Below are 16,427 nucleotides of genomic sequence, written 5' to 3'. Positions count from 1 at the left end.
TGGCTTGTTTTCCGGCTATCACTTCGATGAAGCCGAGGGCGTGATAGAGCATGCTTTACTTCTCAATGTCCGTTGCTATATTTAGTATGCTAGGAGCAGGCAATACCCAAAGGAATGGATAGACATTGAAGTTGAAGACCTATCTTTCTTTCGGATCTTAGCGATTGTAACTCTTTGTAATTGAATGAGATTCATTGTTGTGAAAGTTTTTTCATGCATGAAGAGTTGATACTATTTAGCTAACTTAATATGGATATTATTATGTCTTCAGATACTGCTATTCTAGAAAGAAGCGAAACTACGTCAGTTAATCAAGCAATGGATATGCTAACCGCACAGTGGTATAACGCTGTTGTCACCGGTTTAGGTTTATCGCCAGATCAATTTCAACTTTACCAGGGACCAAATTCAGCAATGAATACCTCTCAGGAAATGTGGAATTTGTTTAACGCGGTGCCACCTGCATCGATTAACAATTACTATAATCCAAGCCAAGTGAATAACTTTGCCTCTGATTATGGGTTGATTTTGGAGGCTCTGGTGCCAAGTTCAACCTCAAGCTTCCAAAATTGTATGGGTGACTATTACAGTAAATGGACCAGCTATTTTAGCGATCACGAGCCTAAAACTTGGGATGCTCAAGGGATTTCAGATTTGTTTAACTCATGGGCAATGAGAAATGCCCCAGGTCAAGCAGGTTGTGTAACAGGGTTGACAAACATCTATATCAATCCAATTAGTATTGCCGTTAACAAGTTTGCCTCGGCCAAAGGTCGGTATGCTTGGAATAAAACAGTTGATGCAATGAAGTCTGCATTAGCTGGGGGGGCAAGCAAATCTTTCAGTATGAACAGCCAAACCGCCAGTAGTGACGTTGAGCATACCTGGGCAAATGGCCGTACGTCATTTTTCTTTGATATCTTTTCGTTTGGTGGTGGTGGCAGTTATGACCAACTCACCACCAAAACGAGTCGTGCCGGCTTACAAATAGATGCTCAGTTTGAAAAAGTGGCTACCTTTACGGCTGGACCGCTGGCGGCCAATGATCCAAACAACCCAGTGCTATCAGATTACTCTGCGTGGTATGAAAGCGCTGCTTTAGCGAAAGCCTATACCACTAAAGATAATACCGTTTGGAACAATCAAAGCTCGACTAATTGGGAGAAAGCCTTTGGTAACAATGGTTTTTTAAAGCGCACGACATCGTCTATTGTGGTCGCTGATGGGATTACTATTAAGATGACCTCAAGTGCTTCTTATAGCAACAGCGAACGCACTGAAATTCAGGCGGCTGCGAAAGCAGGCATTTGGCCATTTTTCAACGCTTCAGGTGGTGGTGGTAGCACCACAGATATTGAGTTTAATGATGATGGTAGCTTTACTGCTACAACTACAATTGACTTGGGGAATCCTCAGATATTAGGGATTTTACAATCACCAATTGCAAATAGTTTCTCTTAAAATTAGCAACCATAAGTAAAGGCTTCGCTAAAGCGAAGCCTTTTTAATTAGCACTGAAGTAGGAGGCTGGGCTAGTGAGTAAGTTGTTAATGCGATTGTTAATTTTTGTTTTAATTAGCTTTCCTTGTGATTCAGTTTCCGATAGTACCTTAGTGTCGAGTGATGTTACTCAATTAGCGATTAATTTTTGGCATCAACAATTATCTCAATATATTAATGTTGATGCTGAGCAGGTAAAGCTTGCGCAAGGTAATATAGTGCTTGGAAGTAATTCTAATCAATTGTGGAATATTTATAATGCCAACTCGAGTAGCAGTGCCAGTATTTACTATGATCCGAGTCAGTTCAATAATTTTGCTTCCGACTATGGCATGATACTTTATCATTTACCTGTAGTGCCTAAACCAAATCCAGATTGCAATATCAATCAGGCAATCATAGATTTTAAAACAGCCAACGGTCAGTATCCTTGGAATAAAACCATAGATGATATCAATGCCGCGTTAACTAACAGTAACGCCATGTCTTTAAACGCCAGCACGACAATGCCAAGTTCAAGTAATGCATCATCCAATTACGTGATTAAACTTAAAGCCAGTTATCAACGTTTTTTAACTTATTATGCCCAACCCTATTATCAACAAAGTTCAGAATTAACTGGCAATTCCACCTGGTATTATCAATGTGCATTGTCTACAGCATATAACGATAAGACCAGCCCCTATTGGCAATCAACCTTTGGTGAAAAAGGCTATATGCAACAAGTCACCGTTGCACTGGTGGTGGTTGAAAACGGCTCTTACTGTTTAACCATGACCTTAGATAATAAGTCGTCTGAGCATTGTAGCGCTAGTACAAAACCCAGCATTATTGCTGTGGTGTTCTCCCCAATTGATGAATTATTAGATTTGTGGCATTAGATAATTCACACGCCAGTACATTCATACTGAGCCAAGTGCATAGGTATGCTTTTTAATGATACAGCCTTGAAATGTCGTGTTCATCTCGACATTTAACGGTCAATAAGTACGAAATATCAAGATTAAGTGATCCAGTTCTCGCTTGTCGTTTCAACGTCGCAATAAAACCTCTGTGGCACCAATATTGCTCTTCTGTTCATTCTCCATTTAGGTATACGACCTCTCCCCCCCTTTTAGATGTATGGCATGGTTTAAACAGGAGAACGTTATACATCTACTTGCAATTTAAGTACTTATTAAAGGTTGAGCATCTTGAATACTGACAACAAAAAATACGGTTCCATCAAGCATCTCCTGATTGTGACATTTTCAGTACTGCTGTTTATATTCTGTATTGGTCTGACCCTGATTGGATACAACATAGAAAATGTACGCTCTCAGATAGACTCATTGGAACGAGAATATACTGCCAGCAATGCGGCTGCTCAACTACTCCAATCAAGTTCGGCTCTAAGGAGAGAGCAAATAGGCTACAGTTTAAGACGTGTATTAGGCACTAAGATGAGTTCGGAATCGATTCAATATATTGAGGGTGAAGCCGTCATACTCAAGCAAAACTTAACCGAGTTAAAAAAGCTGGCGAATGTCGATACACAGGAGCAACTCGCAAGATTAGAACAGCCTATTGCCGAATTTATATTACTGCATGATCAGTTTATAACAATGGATAGTAAGGCCGATCCAAAAGAGACGGCTAATATGTTAACTTCGACCGCATCTTGGAAAATCTATGACCGAATAGAAACTGGCATCAGATCACTCACTCAACAACAAGCAGAGATAGTCAATGACGCCAAGCAGTCCAGCGCCAGTGCCATCAATAATCTAAAGGTCTGTCTCATCGTTATCGCTGTCATCTTTATTCTGGTGATGGTCTTGGCGGGTATTATTCTTCTTCGTCGTATTCTTGATCCATTGCAAGCGACAACAGAAGTGCTCACTCAGATCTCGATTGGAAATTTAACCGTTAATATTGAGCGAGAAAAGTTTAACAGCGCCGAATACAGTGCCTTGGCTGATGTTCTTACCTCTACTCGAATGAAACTTCAACAGATGATCACTCAAATTGGTACCTCCTCAGTGCAATTGGGAGGCGCTGTTGAAGCGCTCGGTAATGTTGCGAGAGATTCAGCCTTGGGGATGGAACAGCAGCGCCATGAAGTCACCCAAGTTGCCACAGCGATGAATGAGTTACAGTCATCGACCGTAGAGATTTCACGTAACACCAATCAAACGGCCGAGTTTGCTAATAATGCGGTTCAAGCAACCATTCAGGGCCAGAACGTCGTTTCCTCTACACTAATGGCCATAGATGAGTCTGCAAAAGAGATCGACAAGGTCAGTATCGTTATTGAGCTATTACAGAAAGATACTAGTGCGATAGCCGTTATTTTGGATGTGATCGCTAATATTACCGAACAGACAAACCTATTGGCTTTAAACGCCGCCATAGAAGCTGCACGTGCTGGCGAGCAAGGGCGAGGTTTTGCCGTGGTAGCCGATGAGGTCCGGGTACTGGCACAGCGTACCCAGTCATCGGCACAAGAGATTAAAGATACCATCGCAGTGTTACAAGAGCGCGCAAACCAAGCGGTTCAATCGATGCAATCGAGTCAAAGTACGATGCAGACCAGTGTGGCAGCGGCAAATAAAGCTCACTCGGCCATGGAAGAGATTAACAGTGCCATTGGCAGTATCAACGACATAGCCATTCAGGTGGCCAGTGCTACCGAACAACAAACAGCGGTAACTGAAGAGCTGAATTTTAATATTACCAATATCAGTGATGCGAGCAATCGCGTATCTGACGGTTCCAGCCAAGTATCCCAATCGAGTCAGGAGCTGCGGCAGCTGTCGCTTAATTTGGAGGGATTGATCCAACAGTTTAGGGTCTAACTGCAATACGCCTCGATTATGCTTTAAGGTGAAAAAGCCTGAATACTTGCCCAGTATTAAAGGGGTACATTCAGGCTGTTTGTTTACATGTTAGAGAGCCATTTTCTTGCCAGCTCACTCGTCATCAGCAAAGATAAAGCTACATAGTGACGATTGTGTTAGGCAACTATTGGCTAGTTAATAGCAGTAGCTTATTTTGAGATAGGTCAAAATAAGCTGGTGATTCCAAGCGGTACGTATGGCGTTTTGCTAGCGATATTTTATGTCAGCGTTTAATGGCATCTGTTAGGGCCTGCCTAGATCAGGTAATGTTTGCAGTGCCAACAGCGAACCTTCATGGCGCTAAACGTTTTAGCAGGTTTGTTGGCAACAATAGCAACGGCAACAAGCCAGAAACCTTACTATTCTGTAAGCTCCTCTATTTTGCCTATGGTGCCTTTATACCCTGTGGCATCTACTGAGGTGATCAAATTCTTCATATTAAAACCTGCTGGCACAATGACGATTGCTTGCTCTGTTTTTAATGAGGCCTTGGCCTTGATCACGCCCTCGGTTTTCCTTAGAGCCTGATTGATAACAGTCACGCACAAAGGGCATGTCATCCCTTCTACATCCACCGTCACCTGCACATTGTTTGCCCATACAGTGGATGAGCAAAATAATAGGCTAACTAACAAAATATACTTCATGCAAACACCTCAAATAGCCAAGGTAAAATAAAGGGGTATAACTGAAATGCCAACACAATAGGTATTGTTAGCCAATACAGCAATAGCAACTTATTGCGGTTAATGACACCAGTACACATGGGCTTACTGGAAAAATAAAGTCGCCAAAAGCCGAGCAGAATCAAGCCTGTTGATAATAGTAGCATCGGCATTTGTAACCAGCCTAAGCTTTGCATTCCAGAAAGACTCGCTGCCGATGCACCAAACACCAAGTAAACTAAAGGGCCGATGCAACATAGGCTCGAGGCGACCGCCGCAATGACTGCGGCGGCCATGGTAGCCAAAAAAGACTTACTGTTCGCTGGATAGGTATTCATACGCAAACACTTTAGGCTCGTAATAGTTCACCGGATCGCCATCGACTTCGGCGTAGGGGTAGCCAAAATTATTCAATGGCGTTTGCTCTGCAATGGGTGATAAATCAAAATCACGTCCAAAGTTAAAGCCTACCCAATTCATTTCCCAATTACCGAATAAATAGTCATTCACCGTTTGTACTGCGGCATCGGTGTGTGCCTTATTTTCCGTTAAACGCATCTTAGTTACATCAGCGGGATCGGCAGGTAACCAACCATAACCGGCCAGATAAAACATGGCTCGACAATGCTGACCACCACTTTCATTGGCAACGCCTTTATCATCGGCACTACCGAAGGCCGTTTTAGAATACTGTCCCATTTTAATCGCTTGGCCTAAACGTATGCCAAACATCTCCCGTGCAGGTATGCCGATAGCGCGCATTAAGGCCACAAATACCGAGTTTATATCGGTACATTTACCGCCGAGCTTGCCGCTTTCAAGAATGGTGGCAACATCCCCAGTTCCACAGCCCATCACGCTGTTATCGCGAAACATATTGGCACTCACCCAGTTATAAACCAAGCGTGCTTGTTTAAGTGGTTCTTGCTCATTGCCGACAATTTTATCCGCAGTGGCTTTCACTATGCCATCAATTGGCATGTGTTTCGTCGCCAATAAATAGCGCTCAACATCCGCGGGATAATGTATTTCCTTAGGGGTTCTATAGTGGGCAAGTTCACCATTTTTAATCGGTTCCCAATCTAAGGTTTCAATGACCATTTCGACTGTCATACTCATTTTGGCCTTGGCGTCAGGCCAAGTGACAAAAAGTGTTTTAGCCCCATAGCTGTTATCTGCGGTGATAAAGGCATCGTGATAATTACCGTTAAAATGGAGTTTTATGACCTGTTGAAACTGTGTATTTTCAGGCAGAGGCACCCATAGCTTTACGACACCTTCAGAACCTTCAGGCGCAACGACATCATAGCGGTTGATCAGATTAAAGCGTCGGCGACCAGCACATGACGCGAGCTCAACCTCTCGGTGCTTCGATGCCGCAAATACTGGGCTTATGGCCCCGACTGTTGATAGAACAGCCGCAGATTTAAGAAAGTCGCGCCTTTGCATACAAGATCCCTTATTATTTTGGGTTACAAGGATTGTAACTGAGAGCAAGAGTATAGGGTGGGCAATCTAGCGCGACAATGGACTTGATGGGTGAGCGCGCAATTGAAGTCAAAAAAAACAATGATAAGTCACTAAATAAAACCACGTGGAAAAATAAAATAGACAAAATGTCTCGAGTGAGTCATTTGTTCCTGATGCAGTTTGCTAGCTGTGTTTCCCCGCTTTTTCTCGGCCCGCATTAACCGGTTCGCCATTGGGATGGCTGCTTTGTCATTTGCCGAGCTCGTAATGGGTAGATATTTTACGCTAGAAGTGGTTGCAATATACTGGATTGCGTGTGACGACATTGTTGTAAGGTGGCTATAGGCTTATTTGGAACGTATTGCTGGGCAGAGGCAGTTGATTTCTTCTATGACAGTGCCCGCTGGTGGAGAGTAAAGCATATTCGCTGCCGCCATCAACGGCACTCTCTTATATGAATTTTGTTCAGTCACTTCATTATATCGTCATATAGTCCATCTTATGTTTGATATAAATTCACATCGCACTCCCCCTTTACTTTAGACACAGATTGTTCTTTTTCGGGTGTTTAACACCGCCGACAGCGTCCTTGTTTAGCTGGTTCTTACATTGCTAATACTTGTAGACATCTATCCATCTAAAATGGGTGGGAATTGTGTTTTTATCCGGCATTGATATGCGCTTTGGTTATATTAAATTGAATTATAATAAGGCATATCATCACTTGTGCGACAAAATGGGTCACGCGGTGTGGACATATTGTCTTTTGTGCTTTTTTGGTGTTTTAATCTGCATCCATGTTGTTTGGCTTGCCTTTTCGGTTGCTTGTGCTTTGGGTTGGTTGTGCTGTGGTTTTTTGTTCTGTATGGGGTTATTTGAGATCTAGATCTACTGTTATTATTTGTCATCTATTTGCCCTTTGAGGATAATCTTACATTAAGTGTGGTCTTTGATGAGGCCCGCTCAGTCGGTTGCAAGGTTTAACCGCTGTAACCACTAGACTCATAACGACAAGAGTGTGAGAGGACGCAATGAACAGACGCCAGTTTTTTAAACTGTGTGCTTCTAGCGCTGCTACCTCAGCAATTTCTGCATTGGGATTGATGTCCGAAAAGGCCTATGCGGCCGTTCGTGAATTCAAACTCATTAGCGCGAAAGAAACCCGTAATAACTGCTGCTATTGTTCAGTGGGTTGCGGATTGCTGATGTACAGTAAAGGAAGTAACGGCAAAAACGCCGAACAAAGTATTTTCCATATCGAAGGGGATGCTGATCATCCAGTTAACCGTGGGGCCTTGTGTCCTAAGGGTGCTGGGTTAGTGGATTATGTTAATAGTCCGAATCGTCTTAAATACCCAGAGTACCGTGCGCCAGGTAGTAATGAATGGACACGTATCAGCTGGAGTGAGGCTTACAAGCGCATCGCCCGCCTGATGAAAGATGATCGTGATGCTAACTTGATTGAAAAGAATTCAGCCGGGACGACGGTTAACCGTTGGCTTAGCACTGGGATGATGACCTCGTCGGCGATGCCGAACGAAGGTGGTTATATCACCCAGAAATTTGCACGGGCATTGGGCCTAGTTGCAATCGATACCATTGCGCGTAACTGACACTCTCCAACGGTAGCAAGTCTTGCTCCGACATTTGGACGTGGTGCCATGACCAACCACTGGATCGATATTAAAAACTCTAATTTGATCATTATCATGGGCGGTAATGCTGCAGAGGCTCACCCTGTCGGATTCGGCTGGGTTACAGAAGCAATGCAACATAACAACGCTAAACTCTTGGTGGTCGATCCCCGCTTCACCCGTAGCGCCGCTTTGGCCGATCATTATGCACCGATCCGTTCGGGCACTGATATCGCCTTCCTGCTCGGGGTGATTCGCTATCTTATTGAAACTAAACAGGTGAACTACGACTATGTGAAGGCTTATACCAATGCCAGTTACATAGTGCGCGAAGACTTCTCTTTTAGTGAAGGTCTGTTCAGTGGTTTCGATGAACAAACAGATAGCTATGATAAAGAGTCTTGGTACTACGAGTTAGATGAACAAGGCTACGCCAAAGTCGATCCTAGTTTCGAGCATCCACGCTGTGTGTGGAACTTGATGAAGCAACATGTAGAACGTTATGACTTTGAAACCGTAAGCAATATCACCGGTACGCCGATTGCGGACTATGAGATGGTATGCCAGCAAATTGGTAGCACTCATACTCACGATAGGGCCGCTACTTTTATGTATGCCTTAGGCTGGACCCATCATAGTAAAGGGGCGCAAAACATTCGCTCCATGGCTATGGTGCAGTTGCTGCTGGGTAACATTGGGGTGCTGGGCGGTGGCGTGAACGCATTGCGCGGTCACTCTAACGTGCAGGGCGCGACCGATATGGGGTTATTGTGTCAAAGCTTGCCCGGTTACCTTAAGCTACCGAGCGAAAAAGACACTAGCCTTAGCAGCTATCTTGAGCATTACACGCCTGTGGCTTTACGTCCGGGACAAACCAATTATTGGCAAAATTACCCTAACTTCTTTGTGTCGCAGTTAAAGAGTTTCTGGGGCGATAACGCTACAGCTGATAATGATTTTGGTTATGACTGGTTGCCTAAATGGGACAAGCAGTATGACTTTACTAAACACTTAGATATGGCTTATCACGGCGAAGTGAATGGCTACATTATCCAAGGTGTTAACGCCATTAACTCTATGCCTAATCGTAATAAGGTACTCAAAGCCTTGAGTAATCTTAAGTACATGGTAGTGCTAGATGCCTTGGCGACGGAAACCGCAACCTTCTGGCAAAACGCTGAAGGGTTCAATGAGGTTAATCCTGCCGAGATCATGACAGAAGTGTTCCGCTTACCGACGACGTGTTTTGCCGAGGAGGAAGGTTCCATCGTCAACTCTGGACGTTGGATGCAGTGGCACTGGAAGGGCGCGAACCCACCGGGCGAAGCTAAGCCTGATGCCGAGATCCTCTCAGGTGTGTTAATGGCGATGCGCGAATTGTACAAGGAAGAAGGCGGTACATTGCCTGAGCCAGTACAAGCGATTAATTGGGATTACCACAATCCTTATTCGCCTCATGCCGATGAAGTGGCTCGCGAGCTCAATGGTCGAGATCTTGTGACTCAGCGTCAGCTGGGGAGCTTCTCTGAGCTTAAAGCCGATGGTAGCACTGCCTGTGCCTGCTGGATCTATTCGGGTTCTTGGACCGAAGAGGGCAACTTAATGGCGCGGCGTGACAACCATGATGCTTCGGGTAAAGGGGTCACGCCGGGCTGGGCATTCGCATGGCCAGCTAACCGCCGAGTGCTGTATAACCGCGCTTCGTGTGATGTTAACGGCAAACCTTGGGATCCCAAGCGCACCATCGTCGAGTGGGTTGACGGTAAGTGGCACGGTATCGATGCGGGCGACTTCAATATGAAGTTAACCCCACAAGAATCGGCCGGTCCCTTCATCATGCAACCAGAAGGTGTGGGTCGTTTCTTCGCCCTTAAGCTATTGGCCGAAGGTCCGTTCCCTGAGCACTACGAGCCGATGGAATCGCCTATTGGGGTGAACCCGCTGCACAAGGTGATCAGTAATCCTGCAGTACGTATGTTACCGGGTGTGAAGGAAACCTTAGGTTCCCATAATGAGTTCCCTTATGTAGCAACGACTTACTGCGTCACTGAACACTTTAACTTCTGGTCGACCCATGCCCGTTTGGCAGCGATCTCTATGCCGGAAACCTTCGTCGAAATTGACGAGATGTTAGCGGCAGAAAAAGGTATCGCCAATGGCGATTGGGTCACGGTTAGCTCTAAACGCGGCAGCATTGAAACCAAAGCCTTGGTGACTAAGCGTCTGCAACCGCTAAAGGTTAATGGCCAGCTAGTCCATACGGTTGGATTACCCCGCCACGGCAGCCATAACGCACTCACTCGTAAGAGTTATTCCTGTAACGTACTCACCACGGAAGTGGGGGATGCTAATACGCAGGTGCCTGAGTTTAAAGCGTTTCTGGTTAACATCACTAAAGCGGAGGGGATCTGATCATGGCCTCACAAGACATTATCCGTCGCTCCGGCACTTCAGAGATGACGCCGGCGGCAAAGGGGCGTAATTCATCGGAGAAGGTCGCCAAACTGTTTGACGCCACTAAGTGTAATGGCTGTAAAGCCTGCCAAGTGTCATGTTCAGAGTGGAATGACTTGCGCGAGGAGGTGGGCTCCTTCCAAGGCAGTTACCAAAACCCCATGTCGCTATCGGGCCAATGTTGGACCCTGATGGAGTTCCATGAGGTGATGGAAAGCAATAAGCTGCGTTGGCAATTTACCCACTCGGCCTGTATGCACTGTGCTGACCCAGCCTGTTTAACTGCCTGTTCGACCTCGGGGGCGATTATCCAGCACGCCAATGGCGTGGTGGACTTCGATTCGGACAAGTGTATTGGCTGTGGTTATTGCGCCAGTGCCTGTCCTTTTGATGTGCCTAAAATCGATCCTAAGGACAACAAGGCTTACAAGTGCACCATGTGTTCCGACCGTTTAGCCGTGGGCTTAGAGCCTGCTTGTGTTAAGTCCTGCACCACAGGGGCGCTGCGTTATGGCACCCGTGAGGATATGTTGTTCTACTCGCAAAAGCGGGTAGAAGAACTGCAGCAAAAGGGCTTTCCCAATGCGGGGCTTTATAACCCCGAGGGCGTAGGCGGCACGGGGATGATGATGATATTGCACGATATCAATCAACCCGACAGCTACAACATGCCCGATAACCCGCAGATCCCACTGTCACTCACCTTGTGGCAGGACTGGGTTAAACCTTTAGGCACTATGGGCATACTTGCCACCGCCGCCGTCGCTTGTCTGCACAAGATCACCGTCGGTCGCAACATAGTGGAAGAGGATCAGCCGGGTTATCAACCGCCAGCGGAAGAGGCTAAGCAGGAAGAGGAGGACGACAAATGAGCAAGCATGATAAGCAAGAGATGATAGTGCGTCATAAGCTGTTCGACCGTATCTGTCATTGGTTCATTGTCGCGGCTGGGTTAGTCACATTTCTGACTGGCTTCTCCTTTTTCTATCCGTCTTTTCAATGGATGGGAGCGATAGCGGGTACGCCGCAATTGGCGCAATTTGTTCACCCTGTTGCAGGGTTGATGATGTGTTTGCCCTTGATGTTGATGTTGGTGCGTTACTACAAACACAACAAATGGGAAAAACACGATCTTGCCTGGATGCTCGCCATCAAGGATGTGATGTTTGAGAACGAGGATAAAATCCCGCCTATCGGCCATTACAACCCAGGTCAAAAAGTGCTCTTTAGGGCTTTCGTGCTGACATCTATCACCTTAACCGTGACGGGATTGATCATGTGGCAGCCCTATTTTGCGCCTTACTTCTCAGCCACTGTGGTGGGCTGGGCCATTGTGTTGCACGCCATTAGTGCACTGATCATGTTGATATTTGTGATGGTGCATTTTTGGATGGCGACATGGGTGGAAGGGTCGGTTACGGGCATGCTTTACGGCAAGGTCTCTAAGGCATGGTGCCGCAAGCATCACCCAGTGATGTTGGATGAACATTCGGACGTGGAGAAACATTAATGAGTCATACCGTCGAGATACCTATGGTCCCTGGTAGCGAATCGCCGCTGGAACTTAAACCGTTAAAAGCGGCAGATCCCCAAGCTGTGTATCACAGGCGGGCACAACGTTTGCTGTCATTGGCCAAGGACTCGCCGTTGGCTGATTACTTTGAGCTGTGCCGTCGTCTGGTGGTTATTCAGGCCAGACTCGCGGGGGAAGCTGACTTCGGTCAGCTACTCGCTTGGGGGAAAGATGAAGCCATTCCGCTTTCCCAGTTGGGCTCAGAGGCCGAAAGTTACTGGCAAGGACTGCTGCAACAACTGTTAAGCGAACTCTTACCTCAGGTGGACGACTCTATTGCCCGAGTCGTGCGTTTGCTGATGCAGCAATCGCCCGAACAGCTGACGTTATGGGGACGCGCCTTGCGTCAGGGGCATGTGAGTGAAGTACCTGCCCGTTTTAGTCTATTCATCTGGGCGGCGATGGGGGTCTACTGGTCGCACTGGGCGCCTATGGTCATTAAGCGCATGGATCAGGCCAAAGTGGAGCAGCAGAGTATGTGCCCCGTTTGCGGTTGCCATCCGGTGGCGAGCGTGATTGTCGATGAGCCTCGTGCCGGCCTGCGTTACCTGCATTGCAGCTTATGCGAGAGCGAATGGCATTACATTCGCGCCCATTGCACTAGCTGTGGTCAGGACAAGGAGATGACCATCTGGTCGCTAGATGATGCTCAGGCTCAAGTGCGTATCGAAAGCTGTGATGAGTGCCATGGCTATACCAAGATGTTGTTTGTCGAAAAGTCGCCATCTATGGATGTCGCGGCCGACGACCTCGCCACCTTGATGTTAGACAGCGAGCTCAATGCCAAGGGCTTTGGGGCGACGACAGTCAACCCGCTGCTGATGGCCCATGAAACCGCGCAAGAGCAATAACGTAAACCAATTGTGGGAGGGAGTCGTATCGCTGCGACTGCTTCCTGCTTTTTTATGACATAAACAAGATGACAAGATGATGACCCAAGCACCCGACACGCTACAAGCTCTGTATCGCGCCTTGCCTTCGATGGACTATTTACTGGCGGAGCCGAGTTTTATGGTTCTGCAGCAGTCTTTTGGTAAGGCCGCGGTCAAGGCCGCACTGGATATCCAGTTAAAGGCGGCGCGCAGCTTAATCGGCACAGAGCGCCGCCTGCCCACATGGTGTGGCGAGCTGGCGCAACTGCACGGATGCTTGGTTGATCAGCTGGCAAAAGATAGCAGCCACAGTTTAAAACCTGTGTGGAACCTTACCGGCACCATACTGCATACTAATCTCGGCCGGGCGCAGCAATCGGAGGCGGCTATCCGAGCCGTGACATCTGTGATGCGCTATCCAACACCGCTTGAGTTTGAGCTGGCCGCTGGTGAACGGGGTCATAGAGATAATGCGATCAGCCGTTTAATTCAACGCTTAACGGGTGCCGAGGCTTGTTGCGTTGTTAATAACAATGCCGCCGCCGTGTTGTTGATGCTTTCTGCCGTTGCCGCGGGAAAAGAGGTGATAGTCTCGCGCGGTGAGCTGGTGGAAATTGGCGGCGCGTTTCGTATTCCCGACATTATGCGCCAGGCGGGCTGTACCTTAGTCGAGGTTGGCAGCACCAATCGTACCCACCTTAAAGATTACGAGCAGGCGATCACCGACAATACCGCCGCGATCATGAAGGTGCACACCAGTAATTATCATATCTGTGGCTTTACCGCGGCAGTGGAGGAGGCGAAGCTTGGGCAGTTATGCCGTGAACGTGGCATATCACTCATCTCAGATCTAGGCAGCGGCTCACTCACAGATCTGCGCCGCTTTGGTCTTAAGCAAGAGCCCACGCCCCAAGGCATGCTGGCCGATGGTGTCGATTTGGTGAGTTTTTCGGGCGACAAATTACTGGGCGGTCCTCAGTCGGGGTTGATCGTCGGCAAACAGGCGCTGATCGATAAGTTACAGAGTCATCCGCTTAAGCGCGCCCTGCGTTGTGACAAGCTGATTTTAGCGGCGTTAGAGGCGACTCTGATCCATTACCTTAATCCCGAAACCTTAGATGCAGAGCTGCCCATTTTGGCCAAATTTGCCCGTAGCCAAGCGTCGTTATGGCAGGTGGGTCATCGCTTACAACAAGCCTTATCTCCGTTGTTTTCTCCTTGTTATGAGATAGCGCTGCTTGAGTGTCAGACCCAAGTGGGCAGTGGCTCGCAGCCCGATACCTTTTTGCCCTCGGTGGCGCTGTGTTTCACCGCGCTCGATGGTGGCAATGTAAGTTTATTAGAGCAGTATTTTAAGCAGGCGGCGCGTCCGGTGATTGGGCGCATGAGTCAAGATCAACTCAGACTCGATTTACGTGGCCTCGACAGTGAGGCCGAGCTACTGGCCGAGCTGAGCACTTTAGGGATGCAGTTGTGATCATAGTTACAGCGGGGCATGTCGATCACGGTAAAAGCACGCTTATTCGCGCCTTGACTGGGATGAATACCGACAGATTGCCAGAGGAGAAACGCCGTGGCATGACCATAGATCTGGGCTATGCATTTATGCCGCTTAAGGATGGCTCGCGTCTGGCTTTTATCGATGTCCCCGGCCATGAGAAATTTATCAACAACATGCTGGTGGGCGTGAGTCATGCTCGCCACGCCATCCTAGTCCTCGCCTGTGACGATGGTGTGATGCCGCAAACCCGCGAGCATCTGCAAATTCTGGCGCTCTTACCCCTGCACAGTTTGACCTTAGTTCTCACAAAGCGGGATCTGGTTGATAGCCAGAGGGCAAAACAACTGACCGCCGAAGGCTTGGCACTGTTAGCCGAATATCATATCGAGGCCAGTGGTATTTTTGAGGTGTCGGCAACAGTCGATGCCGTATCCAGTGGTGTGGCAACGCTTAAGGCGCATATTCTCGCTTTAGGTGAGCAAGAGTCGATGCGCGCTACAGATGCCAGCAGCTTTAGGATGACGCTCGATCGCGCCTTTAGTGTTAAAGGCGCCGGTTGCGTCGTCACGGGGACAGTGATCAGCGGCAATGTGTGCGTAGGTGAACACCTTTATAGCTCAGGTCAAAAAGCCAAACTTAGGGTGCGCGGCATTCACTGTCAGGGCCAAGAAACGCAAGCTGCGGTCACTGGCACGCGTGTGGCACTTAACTTAACCGGCGTCGATAACCATAGGCCGCCCGAGCGCGGCGATTGGTTGAGCAGCTTGCCTCAAGCCGAACATTGCGCCCGGCCAGTGGTGCAGATCCGCGCCTTCGAGCATCTGGGCAGTGAGCCGTTAGTGCATTGGCAAAATGTGCATTGTCATCATGGCGCCGATCATACGTTAGGCCGAATTTCTTTGTTAAATGAAGCTGATGAAGACGGCTTTTATCTGGCGGAGCTGGTGCTCGATAAACCACTGCTCCTATGCCAAGACGATCCGATAGTGCTGCGACACATTGGCGGTAAACAGACTTTAGGCGCAGGGCGAGTGTTAGCGCTTAAAGTGCCTAATCGTAAGAAGCGCACGCCTGAGCGAGTGGCAAAGTTACACCGGTTGGCGTGCTTGGATAATCCTGCTGATGTGGTGGGTTTTCTCGGTCAAACACAGGCGTTAGAACTGGCTGAAATCGCTTGGCGTTGGCAATTGACCGATGAAGGATTGGCGATGCTCCTAGCCCAGGCGGAATTAGTGCGCCTAGGCTCGTTTGCGGTGGCCACCAGTTTACTGCAGCGAGAACAACAACAGTTTATTCGTTTACTTAGCGAGTTCCATCAACAACATCCCGACCAACTTGGGCTGGGACGTAATCGCCTGCAACGCATGAGTCACAGTGCTTTGCCGCCCGAATTAGCGAATAAAGTGCTCGATATATTGTGCCAAGAGGGGCGTATGGTTTTGCGTGGTGCCTTGCTGCAGTTAGCGGAACATAGGGTCGTGCTAGACCGTGAGGCTCTGCAATGTTGGCAGGCGTTAGCACCTTGGCTTGCCGAGCAAACGGCGCCGGTATGGATCACCGAGATGGGCGAATATCTCCAGCTGGAACCTGCCAAATTAAGATTATTGTGTTTCCAGCTGGTACAGCAGGGCTTTATTACAGCGGTCGTGAAAGACAGGTATTTACTCAGTGAGCAGCTTTGCCATTTTGCCGGTTTGATCCGTTGTCATATTGCTCAACAGGGTCAGCTAGAAACGGCCGAGTTTAAACAGATGGTAGGCCTTGGTCGCAAAGTGAGTATTCAGCTGCTGGAATTTTTTGACAGAAGTGGTTTTACCCGCAGGAAGTATCGCAGTAATAGCCGGGAGATCCGTGATGCAGAGCTGTTTTTCTCTCATGA

At 47.8% G+C, this 16,427-nt stretch carries 11 protein-coding genes and 1 pseudogene; 9 read left to right on the top strand and 3 right to left on the bottom strand.

Going from position 1 to position 16,427, the window contains the following annotated elements:
- The first annotated feature begins 261 nt into the window (after positions 1 to 261).
- The 3 genes from DN599_RS14755 (at position 262) to DN599_RS14745 (ending at position 4,337) form a co-directional block, all read left to right on the top strand.
- Positions 262 to 1,461 (top strand): hypothetical protein, encoded by a 1,200-nt coding sequence (locus DN599_RS14755; RefSeq protein ID WP_162599221.1) that lies wholly within the window; start codon positions 262 to 264, stop codon positions 1,459 to 1,461.
- Positions 1,462 to 1,535: 74 nt separating this feature from the next.
- Positions 1,536 to 2,381 carry a hypothetical protein gene (locus DN599_RS14750; RefSeq protein ID WP_110458344.1) on the top strand — a complete coding sequence of 282 codons (846 nt, stop codon included), beginning with the start codon at positions 1,536 to 1,538 and terminating at the stop codon, positions 2,379 to 2,381.
- Between the two features lie 561 nt (positions 2,382 to 2,942).
- Positions 2,943 to 4,337, top strand: coding sequence for a methyl-accepting chemotaxis protein (locus DN599_RS14745; protein WP_239473319.1), 1,395 nt, complete (start codon positions 2,943 to 2,945; stop codon positions 4,335 to 4,337).
- A gap of 401 nt (positions 4,338 to 4,738) precedes the next feature.
- On the opposite strand, the gene DN599_RS14740 is transcribed toward DN599_RS14745, so the two are convergent.
- Genes DN599_RS14740 through DN599_RS14730 form a run of 3 tightly spaced genes read right to left on the bottom strand, consistent with a single transcriptional unit; the run spans position 4,739 to position 6,493 of the window.
- Complete coding sequence (locus tag DN599_RS14740) at positions 4,739 to 5,026, bottom strand: heavy-metal-associated domain-containing protein (protein WP_110458342.1); 288 nt, start codon at positions 5,024 to 5,026, stop codon at positions 4,739 to 4,741.
- Complete coding sequence (locus DN599_RS14735; RefSeq protein WP_110458470.1) at positions 5,023 to 5,340, bottom strand: hypothetical protein; 318 nt, start codon at positions 5,338 to 5,340, stop codon at positions 5,023 to 5,025. The genes DN599_RS14740 and DN599_RS14735 overlap by 4 nt, the downstream gene beginning before the upstream one ends.
- A 16-nt stretch (positions 5,341 to 5,356) precedes the next feature.
- Positions 5,357 to 6,493: a transglutaminase-like domain-containing protein gene (locus DN599_RS14730; RefSeq protein WP_110458341.1), complete on the bottom strand. Its 1,137-nt coding sequence runs from the start codon at positions 6,491 to 6,493 to the stop codon at positions 5,357 to 5,359.
- Between the two features lie 1,052 nt (positions 6,494 to 7,545).
- On the opposite strand from DN599_RS14730, the gene fdnG reads away from it, so the two are divergent.
- The 6 genes and pseudogenes from fdnG to selB form a co-directional block, all read left to right on the top strand.
- A complete protein-coding gene (fdnG, locus tag DN599_RS14725; RefSeq protein WP_110458340.1) occupies positions 7,546 to 10,560 on the top strand; it encodes a formate dehydrogenase-N subunit alpha in 3,015 nt (1,004 codons plus the stop codon).
- A 2-nt stretch (positions 10,561 to 10,562) separates the two neighbouring features.
- Positions 10,563 to 11,474: a formate dehydrogenase subunit beta gene (fdxH, locus tag DN599_RS14720; RefSeq protein WP_110458339.1), complete on the top strand. Its 912-nt coding sequence runs from the start codon at positions 10,563 to 10,565 to the stop codon at positions 11,472 to 11,474.
- Positions 11,471 to 12,112: a formate dehydrogenase subunit gamma gene (locus DN599_RS14715; protein WP_110458338.1), complete on the top strand. Its 642-nt coding sequence runs from the start codon at positions 11,471 to 11,473 to the stop codon at positions 12,110 to 12,112. Before fdxH ends, DN599_RS14715 begins: the two co-directional genes overlap by 4 nt.
- Positions 12,112 to 13,026 carry a formate dehydrogenase accessory protein FdhE gene (gene fdhE, locus DN599_RS14710; protein ID WP_110458337.1) on the top strand — a complete coding sequence of 305 codons (915 nt, stop codon included), beginning with the start codon at positions 12,112 to 12,114 and terminating at the stop codon, positions 13,024 to 13,026. The genes DN599_RS14715 and fdhE overlap by 1 nt, the downstream gene beginning before the upstream one ends.
- A gap of 76 nt (positions 13,027 to 13,102) precedes the next feature.
- Positions 13,103 to 14,524 (top strand): L-seryl-tRNA(Sec) selenium transferase, encoded by a 1,422-nt coding sequence (gene selA / locus DN599_RS14705; RefSeq protein WP_110458336.1) that lies wholly within the window; start codon positions 13,103 to 13,105, stop codon positions 14,522 to 14,524.
- Positions 14,521 to 16,362, top strand: a pseudogene (selB, locus tag DN599_RS19100) (selenocysteine-specific translation elongation factor); the annotation flags it as partial. The gene selA and the pseudogene selB, both read left to right, overlap by 4 nt.
- Between the last annotated feature and the right edge of the window lie 65 nt (positions 16,363 to 16,427).

The organism is Shewanella algidipiscicola (assembly GCF_900380485.1).
Taxonomy (GTDB): Bacteria; Pseudomonadota; Gammaproteobacteria; order Enterobacterales; family Shewanellaceae; genus Shewanella; species Shewanella algidipiscicola.
Note: the sequence above shows the minus strand (reverse complement) of the source record. Positions and strands in the feature narration are given on the sequence as shown.